The sequence below is a fragment of the Nostoc cf. commune SO-36 genome, assembly GCF_023734775.1.
Classification (GTDB): Bacteria; Cyanobacteriota; Cyanobacteriia; order Cyanobacteriales; family Nostocaceae; genus Nostoc; species Nostoc commune_A.
In genome coordinates, this window is the sequence record NZ_AP025732.1 from 5923816 (window position 1) to 5942188 (window position 18373).

Sequence of the window (18373 nt, forward strand, 5' to 3'; positions counted from 1 at the left end):
TGAGAGAACTTAGTCAACTTCGATTGAAACCGATTAGTTCCCTACCTCGTTCGGAGAAGCAATCTAGATTATTTAGCAGCGAATGCTAGTAAAAAAGTTAAGCAATAAGCAAATTCTGTATAATGTTTAACTTTTCTTACACTTAGTATGCCCAAGTTAAGTTCACAATCTATCCAAAAAAATAAACTATTTTATAAATTTGCAAAATTAGTTTTAATAATTTTAACTAGCAATAAATTTTTAGATTCACATCTGTAATTAGCACTGATATTTAAAAATAAATAACTAAAAACGTCTCGTGTTTATACGATATTTCATTTGTAAGTACGAAACGTTTTATTATAAGTTGAAGTTAGTATGCTTACGTGGATGCACTACTGGTGCAATAAGTAGGTAGGCATGATTAAATATAAGATGTCATTGCGAGTGAAGCGAAGCAATCGCAAAGTCTCTGGGATTGCTTCGCTTCACTCGCAATGATGGAAAATATTATATTTATTTACGCCCATTTACTTACGCTTGGCTTTGTGAAAAATATTAGGTTGGGTTGAGCAATAGCGAAATCCAACCTACACCACTTTTAGCTTTTACCCTTAACCCAAGCGTATTGCCTCATAACTAATGCTATATGTCATTAGTTATCTTTAATAAAGGAGGCGATCGCCTTTTTTATCGGAGAACCAGAGTCGTCTCTGGTATAGTACGTCAGACCTCGCTCAATAAATGCAGAGGTAGTATCTATTAACTGCTGAACAATCTCAAAATTAGCGTTATCTATTTCTTCAGTGATTTTTTCATTTGTAAATTTGTTTTTTCGATCTTCTGGAGGTAATACAATGCGAGGATCTTTATAAGTCTCTTTTGGTTTAGGTTTAAATGTCTCATTTAAGTCAAACTGAAGACGTAAATAACGTTTAGACTCATAGCCACCCATGATTTGCCGACAAATCGTACTATCAATCTCAGATGACGGTTCCATAAAAATATTAGTAAGATTTTGAACCCAATCTAAGCCTCTCCAATTGCTTATTTGTTCATATTTATATGGTTCACCAGTTTGACCTGTGCCAATAGAAAGGATAGAAATATCTTCCAGTCGGAGATTATCCAGTTTATATTTTTGCTTGATTGTTGGAGAGACTGAAGACTGACTAACCCTCATAACTAAACTTAAAGCTGCCAGAGATGGGTTATTAGCAGAAACTCCGCCATCAATGTGAGGGAATTCCCAATCACCAAATTTTTCTTTATCTACAGGTTCCAATTTATATGGTGGAAAAAAAGTAGGTGCTGAAGCAGAAGCGGTACATATCTGCCATAAATAACAGTCATCGTACCATCTGTCTCCTAAATCGGGATGACAATTTGTAAAAAAGGTTGTGTTGCGATATAGCGTATCGTAAGCAAGAATCAAAATAATAGGTTTTTCAATATCCTTTATTCTTATAGATTTATAAGCATCTTTGAGGACGCTAATAATTCCATCATGAGAATATCTAGATGCTGAGAAGACATCAAGAATTGGTTTAATGAAGGAAGGAAAGTTTTTATAGCGCTCTTTTCTAGCTGTCGGAAATATATCTTTACCCCGATTTTGATACATTTTAATTAGTTGATCGCTCGTACTTCCTACAGCAATCCCTCCTGTTAGGATTGAACCAGTAGAAGTGCCAGCAATTAGGTCAAAGTATTCGTGTAAAAACTCTCCTTTCCCCTGATTTCTAATTTCTTGTTCTACTTGTTGAAGTATTCGTGCTGCAACGACTCCACGAATGCCACCACCATCTAAAGCTAAAATTTTGAAGGACATAGCAATTCTCTTTGATTATTTCTATGGTTATCTTTCTGGGTACAAGCATCATGGAATGCATTGCAATACGGTTCCATTAGCTTGTTTACTCTTATCCTGGTGGAAGATACCTAAGTTTTCACGAACTGCCTTTTCTGTGAGAGGCTTCCGCCAACGCGCAGCATCTCGTTAGAGAAGGAAGTCAAGCAGGGAAAAACAATAAATAGGTAATCTTATAACGGGAAGAGAGTAGTTATTGAAGATTTGACTTGAAACACTTACAAATAAATTCAGGGTTTCAAGTTGCAATTCCTGATACAGAAACAAGTCAATACTCTTTGGTTAAGAGGGAATGGCACTAAAAAAAGGCGAAAAGCTTATGTAGCCTCGTTCCCTGTCTGAAGACTGGAAATGTATTCTAAGAGGCTCTGCCTCCTCTTTCTTGACCAGAGGCGGAGCCTGCCAGAATGCGTTCCCAGCCTCCAAGCTGGGAACGAGGCAACGCGAAACTTTGGACTTATCTTAGTGCTATTCGATTAAAAGGCTAAAAGAGGAAAAACAAGGATTTTCGCCTTTTAGCTTTAACCAAATCGCATTGGTCTAGTCTGACTCTGGATAGATGAAAATCTTGCCAGTTCAAGTATGGCTTTGATGTATAGTTATTCGTCTACTACGTAAGCTTAAATAAATATTTGCTACAAGAAAGTTAAAGCTTGACCCCGCACTTGCGTATTTACCTGGCTTTTGTCATAAACTATTTCACCGCCGACAATGGTGGTTTTAGCCCAACCAGTGAGGTTCCAGCCTTCAAAGGGACTCCAATGGCATTTGGTTAAAAGTTCTTCGCGCCGTACTGGACGGTATGTGTTTAAATCCACAAGCACTAAATCGGCATCATAACCAGGTGCGATCGCTCCTTTATTCGGAATACCATAAGCCACAGCTACAGCTTTAGACATCCAGTTCACAACTTCAGCTACAGTACACTTTCCTTGCATCGCCGCAGTTAACATCAAAGCTAGAGAAGTTTCTACCCCAGGCATTCCCGAAGGAGTATTGGGGTATTCTTGAGCTTTTTCTTCTAAGGTGTGCGGCGCGTGATCTGTAGCGATGAAATCAATCACGCCATCGCGTAAAGCTTGCCAGAGAACTTCGTTATCGTGGGGCGATCGCAAAGGTGGATTCATTTGTGCTAATGTGCCAATTGTTTCATAAGCACTAGTATTTAACAACAAATGCTGTGGTGTAACCTCAGCTGTCACCCAGCTAGGTTTCTCTTGACGCAGCAACTCTGCTTCTTCGGCAGTTGACAGATGCAGAATATGCAAACGACGTTGATATTTTTGAGAAAGTTTTAATGCTAATTGGGTTGCAAGCAATGCCGCTTGATTATCTTGAATTTGCGAGTGAACGGCTGGATCGTGAATGTTGGCAAATTCTTGGCGGCGTTGGTTGATTCTAGCTTGGTCTTCGGCATGAACGGCGATCAAGCGATCGCCTTTAGCAAATATCGCCTCCAATGCAGTTTCGCCATCAATTAGCAGTTGGCCATGCATCGACCCCATGAAAATCTTAATTCCCGGTGTTGGCTTTGCTAAAAGCAAATCTGGTAAATTCTCTGCTGTTGCCCCAATAAAAAAGCCATAATTAACCAACGACTTGTGTGAGGCACGTTCTAGCTTGTCGTCTAAAGCCTGCTGTGTCGTTGTCAGGGGGCGCGTATTGGGCATTTCTAAAAAAGAAGTGACTCCGCCTTTAGCACAGGCACAGCTGGCGGTGAATAAATCTTCCTTGTGTTCTAGTCCAGGTTCCCGGAAATGCACCTGCGGATCAATAACTCCTGGCAACAAAGTCAAGCCTTCTGCGTCAATTTCAGTGGCTAGTGCCGTTGGCGATATTTCTGGTGCAACTTCGACTATTTGGCGATCGCGCGTCAACACATCCCCAATCATCAGTTCACCATTGGGTAAGATTATACGAGCGCGGCGAATCAGTAAAGTTTTTGGAGATGACATAGGGATAACCAAGTTCTGATAGAGGACTATGTATTACAAGTAACCATGCTTTTAGGTTAAACTTATTCGCGATCAGAGTAACCAATTTTTTTTTGCCGTGCCTTAAAAAAAAGTTTATTTTTATTTTATGAAGAACCCCGCCAATCAATTTTGGATTTTAGTTCTAGCACAACTTGGATTTAGGATTGATCTTATCCTAAAAGGGATTCAGCCTGTTCATTTGAGATCGATTTCGCCCGCCAGAGGCGAGTCATGACCCAGAATAAACATCTTAAGCCAAAATCTAAAATCTATAATCTAAAATTGGTAGTCAAGATGCAAACATGACTAAGAAATTAAAATTTTCTCGTTAAGATTAACAGATAAAGTCTCACTAGGTGGGTTGATTACCTACATATTTTGTTAAATTAAGTAATTTCATGCAAAATCAAGTGCCTGATAACAACTCTAGTCAACAACCCGATAATTCTTGGATCGCAGAGCTAGGTAGAACAATTGTATTGAGCATTGTTCTCGCTCTGGGAATTCGCACCTTTGTTGCTGAAGCACGCTGGATTCCTTCTGGATCAATGGAACCTACTCTGCATGGTACGCCTAACCAGTGGGAGGCAGATAAAATAATTGTCGATAAATTGAAGTATAAATTTACCGACCCACAACGGGGAGACATCGTAGTATTTTCACCTACTAAAGAGCTACAAAAAGAACAATACCAGGACGCTTTTATTAAGCGTATTATTGCTTTACCTGGAGAAAAAATACAACTTAAGGATGGCAAAGTCTATATCAATAACAAACCCCTCCCAGAAGCCAATTACCTTAGTTCTGGGCAAAGTACAGTCATTGATGTTTGCCAATCAGGGCCACAACCACCTTTTTTAGCAAAACCCCAGACTATACCACCCGATTCATATTTAGTACTAGGTGATAATCGTAACAGTAGTTACGATAGCCGTTGTTGGGGCGTCGTCCCCCGCCAAAATATTATTGGACGTGCTGTAGTTCGCTTCTGGCCCCTAAATCATGTGGGCGGAATTGATAAGTCGCCAGTATATCCGTAAGTTAAGAATATTAATCAAGTTGAAGAAGGATTCAGAATCTAGAATTCAGAAAAGAAAGTGAGGGATTGCTAAATTACCAATTTTTAATCCAAAATCCGTCTTGAAAAGTGACGCTGCTGCTGCGTTAACAAATCGCCGCAAGCCGACTTCAGAGCTTTTCGCAAAATCTAAAATCCAGAATTGCTATGATGCCTTACTTAGCAAAAATTTTACTGTATCCAGTTAAGTCTCTAGATAGTGTTGAAGTTGAGAACGCTAGAGTTCTTGCTAGTGGGGCACTACAGCATGACCGCGAGTTTGCCATTGTTGACGAACAGGGTAGATTTGTCAATGGCAAGCGTCATGCTAAAATCCATTCACTAAGGGCGCAATTTGCACTCTTAAATAGAACTATCTCGTTGCAAATCCCAGATAGCGACTTCCAAAAAATTTTTCATCTAGATGAGGAACGGCAAGGATTAGAAGCAACTTTGAGTGACTTTTTTGGGTTTGCTGTCACATTAAAGCAAAACTCTCTGATGGGTTTTCCTGACGATACACATTCACTTGGCCCAACGGTAATTAGTACGGCAACATTGGCAGAGGTCGCTTCTTGGTTTCCCGGTTTAAATGTAGATGAAATGCGCCGTCGAATGCGTGCCAATATCGAAATTGATGGTGTACCAGCATTCTGGGAAGATCAACTATTTAGTAAACAAGGTGATTTAGTCTCCTTTCGAGTGGGAGATGTACACTTTTTTGGGGTTAACCCGTGTCAGCGTTGTATAGTCCCAACACGCGATTCTTATTTAGGGGAAGCTTATCCAAACTTCCAAAAAATCTTTACAACTCAGCGACAAGCAACTCTACCAAATTGGGTTACTTCATCGCCTTTTAATCACTTTTACAGATTGAGTGTCAATACCCAATTGCCCCTATCCTCAGCCGGAAAAATTTTACAAATCGGGGATGAGGTTGACATAATTCAACAATAAAATTAACATTTATTTAAAATAAAAAATATTAAGTAAATTTTTTTTGATTTTTTTGTTTTTACTGTGTCTTTGCATGACAATTTTAAAATTGTTGTATTTAAAAATAAGCTTTTGTGCAAGCCCAAAGCTTTTAAGACCGGAAAATGAAGGAATCAGCAATTAAAAATTAAATTTAGGATTAGGTGCTAATGGCGACCTGAATTTTAGAATGGCATACTGGAGCTTATCGATTAAATATCAGTTTATCTAAGAACATCTGTTGGCATATTGCCAGAGAAAACTGAGCAAATTCAGGCGTGATCGGGTCTTTGCAAGGTATAGGCGATGTCTACGACAGACTACGCCTACGTAAATTTGGAAAATTAGGCGTTGGAGGAACTCGCTTTTTAGTACCAAAAACATAAAAAATGTCATAAATAAAATGATAAATACCGTAATTATATTGATATTAAGCGTAGCTGATATAGCTAGAATGCACCTAGAATATGCTGGGGAAGAATTAGACAACAATGTTATCCAAAGTTCAGCCCGCCAGATTTATTAATCGCTTAGTTGGCAAAGTTTATGCCAAGATGCCCCTGAAGTATGTTCTGATTGTGCCCTTTATATTGCAAATTTGTGGGGCGGTTGGACTTGTGGGCTATCTTTCGTATCAAAATGGCCAAAAAGCGGTAAGAGAACTTGCTACGCAATTAGAAAATGAAATCTGCGATCGCATTGAACAGCATCTTGATCGCTATTTAACAACCCCGAAACAAATCAATCAAATCAACTCAGATGCGATTGAGCTAGGTTTGCTTAACCTTTCCGATTTTAAAACCACCGGCAATTACTTTTGGAAGCAAATGCAAGTTTTCAATGTTGGCTACAACAGCTTTGCCAATCCCAAAGGTGAATTTATCGGTGTTGAACGTTTAGATAATGGTAAGTTATTGATTAATGAAGTTAGCGAAAAGAATGGTATCGGTAAACTTTATGTTTATCCTACAGACAACCAAGGAAATCGCCGCCATTTTCAGGAAGTCAAAAATTACGATCCCCGCATAGAAGCTTGGTATGCAGATCCAGTCAAGATAGGTAAACCCGTCTGGAGTCAAATTTATCAATGGGAAGATAAACCAGAAATTTTATCCATATCTTCCAGCTATCCTATTTACGATAAAAATCGCAAATTTGTTGGGGTAATTAGTGTTGATTTGCTCTTATCACAAATCGGCAACTTTTTAGCCAGCTTAAAAGTTAAAGAGTCGGGTAAAACTTTTATTTTAGAGCGTTCTGGGTTAATAGTGGCTTCTTCTACAAGCGAGCCACCATATACCATCATTAATGGTAAAGGTAAACGTCTATCAGCATTAAATAGTCAAAATCCTTTAATTAGACTCACAACACAGTCTTTGATCAAACGCTTTGGCAATCTTAAGCTGGTTGTAGAGAAGCAACAGCTAAGTTTTACTGCCGATGGAATGCGTTATTTTGTGCAGGTAAAAAGCTGGAATGATCAACTGGGTTTAGATTGGCTAATTGTGGCAGTGATTCCCGAAGGCGAATTTATGGAGCAAATAAACGCCAACACCCACATCACTATTTTGCTGTGTATAAGCTGTTGCGCTTATAATTTGCATATAATAGATATGAATATAACTTCAGGTACAGGTTGCTATGCCGGCTATTGGGTTTCTAAGCTTGGAACAAAAGCAGAATCTACAAAAATTCTTAAAACAGAGCGATCGCTCTGAGATGAGAGAGCGAGTTTTGATACTATTATTGATGAATGATGGTAGAACGCAAGAAGAAATAGCAGCATTAATCGGTTGTTCTCGTAGAACAGTAGCATATTGGTGCGTACATGGAGATCCAGATACGATAGAAAGCTTAGAAGACGGTAGAAGAAAAAGAGAATATAGAAAAGTTAATCAAGTTTATATAGATAAACTATTAGAGATAGTAGAAAAAGAACCAAGTGAGTTAGGTTATGAATTTGGTCGATGGACAGCAGAAAGATTATCAACATACCTAGAGAAAGAAACAGGATTAAAAATAAGCAGTTCTCAAGTAAGGAAGATATTAAAAAGAAAAAAGTATGTTTACCTTTGGGCAAAGTATAGTCTAGAGGACAGACAAAATGCAGAGAAAAGAAAAGAATTTAAAGAAAAGTTTCAAAATTATTTATCAATAGTAAAAGAGAACCCAAAGCTTTATCAGATATGGTTTTGGGATGAGAGTGGTTTTAGTTTACGAGTGTTAAGAAGGAAAACTTGGGGTAAAAAAGGAAAAAGAAAAAAAGTTACTGGGAAACGTAGTAGAGGTCGAGTAAACATGATGGGAGGTTTAAGGCTATCTGATAAAAAGCGGATATGTTATTTTGTTGAAAGAGGAAATTCAGAAACTTTTTATGAGCAGCTCAAACAACTACACGAATTTGTACTAAAAGAATGGTTGTCTTTAGGGAATAGTCAAGAATGCTTTCACGAACATGGTCCAAAAATAATTATATTTTTAGATAATGCAAGTTACCATAAACGTAAAGATATATGCACCCAAATAGAAAAGAATCTACCGAATATTATTCTTGAATATCTCTCTGCTTATAGCCCTGACTTTAATCTAATTGAATTAGTTTGGCATTCATGTAAAGAATATATAGCTCATCGACTATTTCAATCAGTATGTGAACTAAAATCTACGTTAAATAAACTCTTAAATGATGGAGAGCTTATTATTAAATGGGGAAGAAAAATAAAAAATAAGGGAAATGCTGTTTGTGCAAATTAAAAGCACAACAGCTTAGTTGCTTTTTTAGTCGCTACCAGAATTGGGATTTTGACTGCTCGCTGGGTTATTAAGCCGATTTTACAATTAAACACGTCAGCGAAGAAAATTGCTCAAGGTGAATGGGAGCAAACACCAGAAATTAAGCGTTCCGATGAACTGGGGGAACTAGCCAAATCATTTGAAATTATGGCAAAGCAACTGCAAGCATCTTTTAGTGCTTTATCAGCAAAGAATGCCCAGATGCAAGTCTTAAATGAGGCACTATCTCACAGCCAAAGTCGGTTAAATCAATTTTTAGAAGCTATGCCAGTAGGTGTATTTATTATTGATGCTGAAGGTGAACCTTATTATACAAATCAAATTGGGCAGCAAATTCTTGGTCAAGGAGCGATCGCAGTTAGTTCCGAAAAATTGTCAGAAGTGTATCAAGCTTATCTTGCGGGGACAGATCAATTTTACCCCAGCGATCGCTTGCCGATTTTAAGAGCATTACTGGGACAAAGCACCAGAATTGACGATATGGAAATTCGCTCTTATGACAAGATTACTCCCATTGAAGTTTTAGGAAAGCCAATCTATGATGAATCGGGGAATCTGGCATTTGCAATGGCTACATTTTTTGACATCAGCCAACGTAAACAAACAGAAAATTTATTAGCAGAATACAATCGCACCTTAGAATATCAAGTAAAAAAACGTACTGAAGAATTTCAGCAACTTATCGAGCAACTGCAAACCACCCAAGAAGAACTGATTCAATCGCAAAAAATTGCTGCCCAGGAACAACAAGCAGCCATTCGGGAAGCAGCACGAAGCGCTGCTGCTAACCTCGCCAAAAGCGAATTTCTTGCTAACATGAGCCATGAACTACGTACCCCACTCAACGCCATTCTTGGTTTTACCCAAGTCATGAGCCGAGATTATTCACTATCCACGGAACATCAAGAAAACTTAGCAATTATTAATCGTGCAGGCGAACATCTACTCAACTTAATTAACGACATTCTAGAAATGTCTAAAATCGAAGCTGGCAGAATCAAATTAAATTGCAGCAGCTTTGACTTAATTCATTTGTTAAAGAACTTAGAAGAAATGTTGCACTTGCGTGCTGTATCTAAAAATTTAGAATTAGTGTTTGAATATGCACAAGATATTCCTAAGTACATAGAAACGGACGAAAATAAACTGTCTCAAGTCTTGATCAACCTCTTGGGAAATGCCATCAAATTTACTGATACCGGGAGGGTGACATTACGGGTGAGACTGGGGAGCAGGGAGCAGGGAGCAGGGGAAGAAGAATTAATAAGCAATCCCCAATCCTCAGTCCTCATTCCCCCATCCTTAATCTTCGAGATAGAAGACACTGGCTGTGGCATTGCCCCAGAAGAAATTAACTTGCTGTTTGAGGCTTTTGAACAAACCGAAATCGGCAGGAAATTCCAACAAGGGACGGGGCTTGGTTTAGCGATTAGCCGTAAATATGTAGAACTGATGGGAGGAGATATTAGTGTCACCACTATCCTTGGTGTCGGTAGTACGTTTACCTTTGATGTTCAGATTGCTCTAACCTGCCCCAGAGAAATCCCGATAAATCCAATTAAATCCAAAACCCTAACTTTAGCACCTACTGACAAAACATACCGTATCTTAGTAGTTGACGACTCCAAAGAAAGCCGTTTGTTGCTAGTTAAAATTCTTACATCTCTAGACTTTGAAGTCATGGAAGCTACAAATGGCGCTGAAGCGATCGCAAATTGGGAATCTTGGCAACCACACTTGATTTTTATGGATATGCGAATGCCAGTTATGGACGGTTACGAAGCTACAAGAATAATTAAAGCTAGAGAAATAGGGCATAAGGCAGTCAATAGGTTGCGGAGGTTCCCAAAATTCAAACAACTGGCATCATCGGGGGGGCACTACTTTGCGCCAGGAGTAACCGATTCCGGCAACTGCGAGGTTTTCGAAGTTGTATGCAAAGCCTCTCCCACAGAAGAAGCAACTGCTGTTATGGAAAATGATGTTTCTGGTGCATCCAGTTTGCGATCGTGGATGCCAAAAATCTTGGCTCCCACTTCCGACTTCTCTGAAGCAACACAAGATTGCTCCAATACACATACGATCATTGTTGCCCTAACAGCTAGCGCCTTTGAAGAAGAACGCCAGAAAATTTTGTCCATTGGCTGTGATGATTTTATTCGCAAGCCATTCAGACAAGAAGTATTATTGGAAAAACTGAGCCAACATCTGGGTTTAAACTATACCAACCAAATAGAAACCACAAACACAGCAGTTATCGATCAACCTACACAGATTTTTGTCAGTGTTGCTGAACTCCTGAGCCATTTATCACAAATGCCACCTGAGTGGCTCCACAAGATTCACTATGCCGCAGCCAGCTGTAGCGATGAACTGATTTTAGAGTTACTTAAGCAAATTCCATCAGAAAATTATCAACTTTCCCAAGTTCTTAAGGATTTAGCAAATAACTACCAGTTTGAGAAAATAATGGAATTGACTATAACAAACGTAGAATGAATTACGATCATTTAGACCCTAATAAAAAAGATATTTTGATCATAGACGATATGGCAGACAACCTCCGGGTTTTATCCTCCATATTGACAAGGGAAGGGTATAACGTTCGTAAAGCCTTGAACTGGCAAATGGCACAGACGGCAACTCAAACACTATTACCGGATTTGATTTTGCTCGATATTATGATGCCAGAAGTAGATGGGTATGAAATTTGTCAGACTTTTAAAGCTTGGGACTTAACAGCCGATATTCCGGTAATTTTTATTAGCGCTTTAGATGATGTTATTGATAAAGTTAAAGCTTTTAAGGTGGGTGGCGTAGACTACATCACCAAACCTTTTGAGTTTCAAGAAGTTTTAGTGCGCGTGCAAAATCAACTGGCATTGAGGTCGGCGCGATTAGAAATATTGAAACTAAATGTCGAATTAGAACATCGGGTAAAACAACGGACTGGGGAGCTAGAAAAAACTTTACAAAAGCTCCAAGAAGAAATTAATTCCCGCCAGAAATTGCAAAGTAAACTGCTAGATATAGCACTTCATGATTCCCTGACGGGATTACCAAACCGAGTTTTATTTATTAGACGACTAGAAAATGCTCTCAATCGGGCAAAGCAAGAATCTAGTTATCAGTTTGCTGTACTTTTCTTGGACTGCGATCGCTTCAAAGTTATCAATGATTCTCTTGGTCATCCAGTGGGAGACGAATTACTAATAGCCATAGCTCGCCGCCTACAAGCTTGTCTGATACCTATTGATACTTTAGCACGATTAGGCGGAGATGAATTTGGTATTCTTCTAGAAAATATCACAGATATTAACATAGCAATCCAAGTTGCCGAACGGATTATACAACAGCTATCACTTGCTTTTAAGCTGTCAAGATATGAAGTATTTATGAATGCCAGTATTGGTATTAGTTGGGGCAATAAAGATTATGAGCGCCCAGAGTATTTGCTGCGGGATGCTGATACGGCAATGTATCGGGCTAAAGCTCAAGGAAGAGCTAAATATCACGTTTTTAATCCAGCAATGCATCAGGAAGCTATTCAGCTTTTAGAGTTAGAAAATGATCTGCGAAGAGCTGTTGAAAGGCGAGAATTCCTCGTTTACTATCAACCAATTGTTTCCTTGGCTACAGGCAGAATTTCTGGGTTTGAAGCCTTGGTGCGGTGGCAACATCCGATTCGTGGTATGGTTTTTCCTATAGAATTTATTCCTGTGGCCGAAGAAACAGGTTTGATTAATGCCATCAATACTTGGGTATTACAGTCGGCTTGTCATCAATTAAGCATCTGGCAACATCATCCAGTGACACCAGAACCCTTAACAATTAGTGTTAATTTAAGTGCAAGGTTATTTTTACAGCCGAATTTTGTAGAACAAATTGACAGAATCATTTATGAAAATAAAATAAATCCTGAATACTTAGAACTAGAAATTACAGAAAGTGTAATTATGGAAAATACTAATGCAATTAAAATAACTCTTCAACAACTAAAACAGCGAAAAATAAAGTTGATTATGGATGACTTTGGTACAGGATATTCCTCTCTGAGTTACCTGCATAATTTTCCTTTGAATGCACTTAAAATCGATAAATCTTTCGTCAACCGGATGCAGGATAACAAAGAGAATATGGGGTTAGTACCAGCAATGATTGGCATTGCCAATTCAATGGGGATGAGTGCGATCGCAGAAGGTGTCGAAACACAAGAACAGTTAGATCAATTGAGAAGTTTAAACTGTAATTTTGCTCAAGGATATCTGTTTTCTCGACCAATAGAACAACAGTTAGTTCTTGAATTGCTTGCTGCATCACCTCAATGGTAGCTATTAAATAGTACCTGGGGATTTCATTTTTGACGCTCGGCTATGCATTATACGCCCAGAAGCAGGCTATTAGGTTCACAAAGCTCATCACTTACCAATAGCTTTGATAGTCTATAGGAATCCGGTTTGATTACTGAAATTATTTGCGTAGGCTGGGAGTGGGGAGTAGGGAGTGGGGAGTAGGAAAAAAGACTTTTTGAGTGTACGGAGTTTTTTCAAAAATCAAATATAAGTCCTATATAAAACTCTCTAGACACCGTGGGAGTTAAACTATAAATATAAGTATTTTGGTAAAAATGATAAATAAACTTCAGAGTGATTTCCAAGAAGAATTTACTACCCTCAATAACTATACGCCTAGCTTTTGATAATAATGTATTTTAATCAAACTAACCATCATAAAAAAAATATTTTGGTAGTCGATGATACCCCAGATAATTTGCGGCTTTTATCGGCAATGTTGACTGCACAAGGTTTTGAAGTTCGCAAAGCCTTAAACGGCAAAATGGCACTGACTGCGTGTCAAATGGTTTTGCCGGATGTGATTCTGCTAGATATCAATATGCCAGGGATGGATGGCTATCAAGTTTGTCAACAACTAAAAGCTGACGATAAAACTTCTGAAGTCCCAGTAATTTTTATTAGCGCCCTGGATGATGTTGTCGATAAGGTAAAAGCTTTTGATGTTGGAGGTGTAGATTATATTGCAAAACCTTTTCATGGGGCAGAGGTGGTATTGCGAATTGAAAATCAGATTAATTTACGTTTGCTCCAAGTTAAACTGCAAGAAAAAAACTTTTTACTCCAACAGGCTCTTGATAACTTGCAAGCCTCTCAAGTTAAACAGATTCAGAACGAAAAGATGGTGGCGTTGGGGCAATTAGTCGCTGGGCTAGCTCATGAGATTAACAACCCTATCAGTTTCATTTATGGAAATCTCCAATATGCTGGTCAATATGTACAAGACCTAGTGAATATCATTGAAGTCTATCAACAAGAATATCCCAAACCCACACCAAAAATTCAGGAAATAGCTAAAGATGATGCTTGAAAAAAGATTTGCCTGAATGTTTTAATTTTATTAAATAGCTTGCAATAAAATGTCAGCCTTTTCTCAATAGAATACTCAGTGTTTTTTGTAAGTTAATAAATTTTAGCTAAATGGCAATTTCAAATGACAGAAAATACATTAGTTGATAAAACCTTTCGTGACAGTGAAGGTAAAATTGTTTTGGCTCAGATGCCAAACCTACCATTTATTCTTTGGATAGTAGCTAGTATCCTTAGTCTGATTTTTACAAGTGGCAAAATCAATACAGTCTTAGACGTAGTGGCAAATGGTTCCTTATATACTTGGGCATGGCTAGAATTATTTCAAGGCGTCAATTATTTTCGCAGAGCGCTAGGTCTTGCAGTATTAATTGCTATTATTGTATCCAAAATTCAGTATTGATAACGAAGAAATTTACTTCTTTTCTTCCTTGTCTTTAAGCAATTGGGCATTTTTATGGAAGTTTAAAATACTTTTTAAAAAATATTAATATTTCTTAATCAAGTTGAAAAAATCTTGCGATTGAGTTCATAATTTAAGAGCGATCGCTTTGTAAAGGTTAGTTGATATTTCATGTCAAACTGCTGGTGAAGTTAGAAACTAAAGAAATACAACACACGCAATTATTTTATGACTGCTATCTCTAACCTTGAATTCAAACGACCAATTTGGCAAACCGCCATCATATTGACTTTGGGCTTTTGGCTCAGTGCTAGTCTAGTTTTAGACTGGGTAATTATGCCTAGCCTTTATCTTTCTGGAATGATGAGCCAAGCTGGTTTTACAACAGCAGGCTATACGATTTTTTGGAACTTCAATCGGATGGAATTATTATCTGCTGCTGTGGTATTAACTGGGGCACTAGCTTTAGGCAAAACCCAATATCACTGGCGTATTGGCAGTATTGTTTTATCTGGGCTGTTGTTAACTATAGCTATGCTTGATACCTATTTCTTAACTCCGCAGATGTGTGCTACAGGAGTTCAACTCAACCTATTTGAAGCTGCTGCTATTCCATCAACAATGAATTTACTACATGGTGGTTATTGGTTACTGGAATTAATTAAGCTCGTAGCATGTGGCACACTTTTAAACTGGTGCTGGCGCGAGCAAGTTTAAGTAAATGGAGAACTATAACGGTGATAATGTCCATTTATAAATCTCACGCCAAAGACGCAAATAATTTATTTGCGTCTTTTTGCTACATATAGATTATGGGTTAATAAATACAATACTTGTCTTTAAAACTGATGCTCCTGCTGCGCTAACAGATACCTGTGGCAGGCTGCGTGGTCAATTTTGTATTTATATTTGTAATTTTTAAAACTTGAGATTTTTCGGACAAATTGCTACTAAGTAAATGGGCGTAAATAAATATAATATGTTCTGTCATTGCGAGTAAAACGAAGCAATCGCAAAGTCTCTGGGATTGCTTCGTTTCACTCGCAATGACATCTTATATTTAATTATGCCTACCTACTTATAAAATGATTCACTGATTTTTTAAGTGCAATTAAATAAGCATCTAAAATTATTTTTTACTGGAAATTTTCCACCTTTCCGGACATTTAAAAAAATAAATATTTATGACAATTGTCTGGAAGATACTATTAATTAGTTTTCATGTTTACTTTACTAATTTCTCATGAAGTTTATATATTTCTGCTAACTTCTTTTGAAAATTATAGTAACCTGAGTTTTAGTGAGTACGTTACAAGAAAAGGCAGGAGGCAGATCGCTTTTAGCGTCTCCCCTTGGGAGAGGGCAGAGGGCGACAGGAGAGAAGTATAATTAAAACTTTAGTTCTGGGTTTAGAACCACAGCTTAAAAAGAAGAATTGTATCGAGATGTACAACGCATTAGCGTAGCGGCACGAAATGCGATACAAAACTTCCACTCACAGCCTAAACCACACGTATTTGTGCTTGAGTTTCTTCTGTCTTCTGAATGTTATCTACCATCTAGCTGAAAATAGCTATTTTGCAGGCACGTACTATGTAATCAAGAATTTAGCTGTAAGTTCTTGAATTTGTCGCTCCAAATTGTGCAGGGTGACTATTTTCTCCACATAACATTAGAACCCGTTTCCATTACTTATGAAGAGATTCACTTCTGCTGATTTTGTCGTCTGTGCATTTCACCACACACCATCATGGCGGCAATTGTCAGTTAACTCATCTTTGGCCGGAGGTTTACCATTCTTGTTGTGCAAGTGATAATTCTGCCTAATCCCAACACTAACAGATGCTCCAATACTGCTTAGGTTTTGCCTAGAAAATCACTTTGGTGTAGGTTAGGTTGAGGAACGAAACCCAACATTTTCAGGGCTTTGTTTAGTTTCACAACCTTCAACGAAGAGGCAAGGGGAAGGAGGCTATTACCAGAGACAACATGAGTCTGATCCCACTTCTCTACCAGTGGCTCTCGTAAAAAAGCGGGAAGCTAACGCGGGGTGGTTACTGAGTTTACCGTGAGCATAGTCGGACTGCGTAGACAAGGTGTCGAATCCCAATTCTTTTCTATCTCCCTTGCTCCCTACTCCTCTGCCTTTTGTTCAACGCAAAATATTGAGGGTTGCTCTACAATCACAAACCTAAGTAAGACATTGAAGTTTTTGAATGCTTAGTTTTTAATCATACTTTTTCTCTTAATGCTGTTTCCCTCAAGAACAAACTTCTTGGAAAAGTACCCGACGACTCTTGTCAAGGCGATAAAAACCTAGTTCGTCAGCGCGAACTTAATAGCTAAAAGCCTTATTTGAGAGCAATTTACGTCTACATAACAGTAAATTTTAGTCGCTCTAGATTTTAGCATTAGGGGCAACAAAACTTTTGCAATCGAGCTAAAGTATCTATAATTTTAAACTGCCAAATACGGATAACAATGATGCTTTTGTGACTGATGGGCGAGAGCCAATGGTCTATGCGTGACACTTGAGCTATTGTTAGATTGGCTAGATTAGCTAAAGATACAGAAAACCAATCTCATTTTTGAAATACTATATCCTGGCAACTAGTCAGGCAGTTTTGCTATTGGTCAGTAGCATAAATTGGTTTAGTTGTAACTCGTGCATTACAGCTTAACAAAGATTGGTGAATTAAGAGTTGGGGGGTATGGAATCTCTGTACTAACTCGAATGTGACCGCTATATTTATCTGACAGTGCTTCCAACAAAGTCGCAGTGAATTCCGAAAAGGTAATTCACTAATTTCGCCTGCAAATGTTAATTCTATTCCCAAGCCATGCCAATGAAGACACTTCCGATTAGTAGATACAGATTTTTCCAAAAGCTTCAGCCCCTACCTTTGTTGAAAAAAATCACTGGTAAGTCGGTTACTGGTTGCTTGCAAGTGTTTAGCACATCAGGCTCTTGGTCAATATATGTGGACGAGGGTAAATTAATTTATGCGTGCTACTCAGAGAAAATGTTTGAACCGCTTTACAGAAATTTGCAACGCTTGAGTCAGCAAATTTCTACTCTTCCTCACGGAATTAAAGACCAGTTGCGGGCGATATTTGAAACTGGTATTGAAAATCAAGCAATACCAAATCCAGATTATTTGGCTATTTGCTGGTTAGTAAATCAAAAATATATCAGTCCCTCTCAAGCGGCAATGCTGATAGAGCAATTGGCGCTAGAAGTTCTGGAGTCATTTCTGAACTTAGAAGAGGGGAGTTATGAATTTATTCCTGAAAGCTTTCTGGATGACATGCCAAAGTTTTGTCATCTAAATCTCCGATTGCTAGTTGAACGATGTCTAACGCCCCAGAGAGAAGCAGGTTATTATCAAACATCATCAAGTTCTCAATCGCACGCCTCACAATTTTTTCAAATAAATGAGCTGCAACCTAAAGCCAAAACTCCACCAAAGTTGCCTAGAATAAACAGCTATAAACCAGCAGTTTACTCTATTAATACTAATGAACATAGGGGTCAGCAAATCATCCAGTCACCTGCTGACAAAAAAATCTACACAATCTTTTGTATTGTTGATAGTCCTACGGTATTGAATACTATTAAAAGTTATTTAGATGAGCAAACCTTTTCTGTTATCGGAGCCACCGATTCTTTAAAAGCTTTAATGCAGATTGTCCGGATAAAACCTGACATAATTTTGTTAGATGTTTCGATGCCAAATTTGGATGGATATGAACTTTGTTCTTTGCTGCGGAAACACTCACATTTTAAAAATACACCAGTGGTTCTGGTGTCAGAAAAACTAGGATTTATAGATAGAGCTAAAGCTAAGATGGTCAGAGCATCAGGCTATTTAAGTAAGCCGTTTAAACAAGGAGATTTATTAAAAGTTATCTTTCGACATATTGTTTAATTTCCTAGTC

Annotated in this window: 10 protein-coding genes and 2 pseudogenes; 10 read left to right on the forward strand and 2 right to left on the reverse strand. The window is 38.2% G+C overall.

The window, feature by feature from the left end:
* Positions 1-634: 634 nt before the first annotated feature.
* Both ANSO36C_RS27010 and ANSO36C_RS27015 read right to left on the reverse strand, forming a co-directional pair.
* On the reverse strand, positions 635-1810 hold the full coding sequence (locus tag ANSO36C_RS27010) for a patatin-like phospholipase family protein (protein WP_251957250.1): 1176 nt from the start codon (positions 1808-1810) through the stop codon (positions 635-637).
* Positions 1811-2484: 674 nt separating this feature from the next.
* On the reverse strand, positions 2485-3804 hold the full coding sequence (locus tag ANSO36C_RS27015) for a dihydroorotase (RefSeq protein WP_251957252.1): 1320 nt from the start codon (positions 3802-3804) through the stop codon (positions 2485-2487).
* A 419-nt stretch (positions 3805-4223) separates the two neighbouring features.
* On the opposite strand from ANSO36C_RS27015, the gene lepB reads away from it, so the two are divergent.
* The 10 genes and pseudogenes from lepB (at position 4224) to ANSO36C_RS27065 (ending at position 18363) form a co-directional block, all read left to right on the forward strand.
* The gene (gene lepB, locus ANSO36C_RS27020) at positions 4224-4865 is read left to right on the forward strand and encodes a signal peptidase I (RefSeq protein WP_251957254.1); all 642 of its coding nucleotides are present in this window, start codon (positions 4224-4226) and stop codon (positions 4863-4865) included.
* Between the two features lie 188 nt (positions 4866-5053).
* Positions 5054-5839, forward strand: a complete 786-nt coding sequence (locus ANSO36C_RS27025; RefSeq protein WP_251960452.1) for an MOSC domain-containing protein — start codon at positions 5054-5056, stop codon at positions 5837-5839.
* 509 nt (positions 5840-6348) lie between these two features.
* Positions 6349-7575 (forward strand): cache domain-containing protein, encoded by a 1227-nt coding sequence (locus tag ANSO36C_RS27030; protein ID WP_251957256.1) that lies wholly within the window; start codon positions 6349-6351, stop codon positions 7573-7575.
* The gene (locus ANSO36C_RS27035) at positions 7499-8611 is read left to right on the forward strand and encodes an IS630 family transposase (RefSeq protein WP_251957257.1); all 1113 of its coding nucleotides are present in this window, start codon (positions 7499-7501) and stop codon (positions 8609-8611) included. The genes ANSO36C_RS27030 and ANSO36C_RS27035 overlap by 77 nt, the downstream gene beginning before the upstream one ends.
* 48 nt (positions 8612-8659) lie before the next feature.
* Positions 8660-11149 (forward strand): annotated as a pseudogene (locus ANSO36C_RS27040) (ATP-binding protein); the annotation flags it as partial.
* Positions 11146-12981, forward strand: coding sequence for a GGDEF/EAL domain-containing response regulator (locus ANSO36C_RS27045; RefSeq protein ID WP_251957259.1), 1836 nt, complete (start codon positions 11146-11148; stop codon positions 12979-12981). The pseudogene ANSO36C_RS27040 and the gene ANSO36C_RS27045, both read left to right, overlap by 4 nt.
* A gap of 373 nt (positions 12982-13354) precedes the next feature.
* Positions 13355-14020 (forward strand): annotated as a pseudogene (locus ANSO36C_RS27050) (response regulator); the annotation flags it as partial.
* Positions 14021-14155: 135 nt separating this feature from the next.
* Positions 14156-14434 carry a hypothetical protein gene (locus tag ANSO36C_RS27055; protein WP_251957261.1) on the forward strand — a complete coding sequence of 93 codons (279 nt, stop codon included), beginning with the start codon at positions 14156-14158 and terminating at the stop codon, positions 14432-14434.
* 228 nt (positions 14435-14662) lie between these two features.
* Positions 14663-15151: a hypothetical protein gene (locus ANSO36C_RS27060; protein WP_251957263.1), complete on the forward strand. Its 489-nt coding sequence runs from the start codon at positions 14663-14665 to the stop codon at positions 15149-15151.
* Between the two features lie 2129 nt (positions 15152-17280).
* Positions 17281-18363 carry a response regulator gene (locus ANSO36C_RS27065; RefSeq protein WP_251957265.1) on the forward strand — a complete coding sequence of 361 codons (1083 nt, stop codon included), beginning with the start codon at positions 17281-17283 and terminating at the stop codon, positions 18361-18363.
* Positions 18364-18373: the final 10 nt, after the last annotated feature.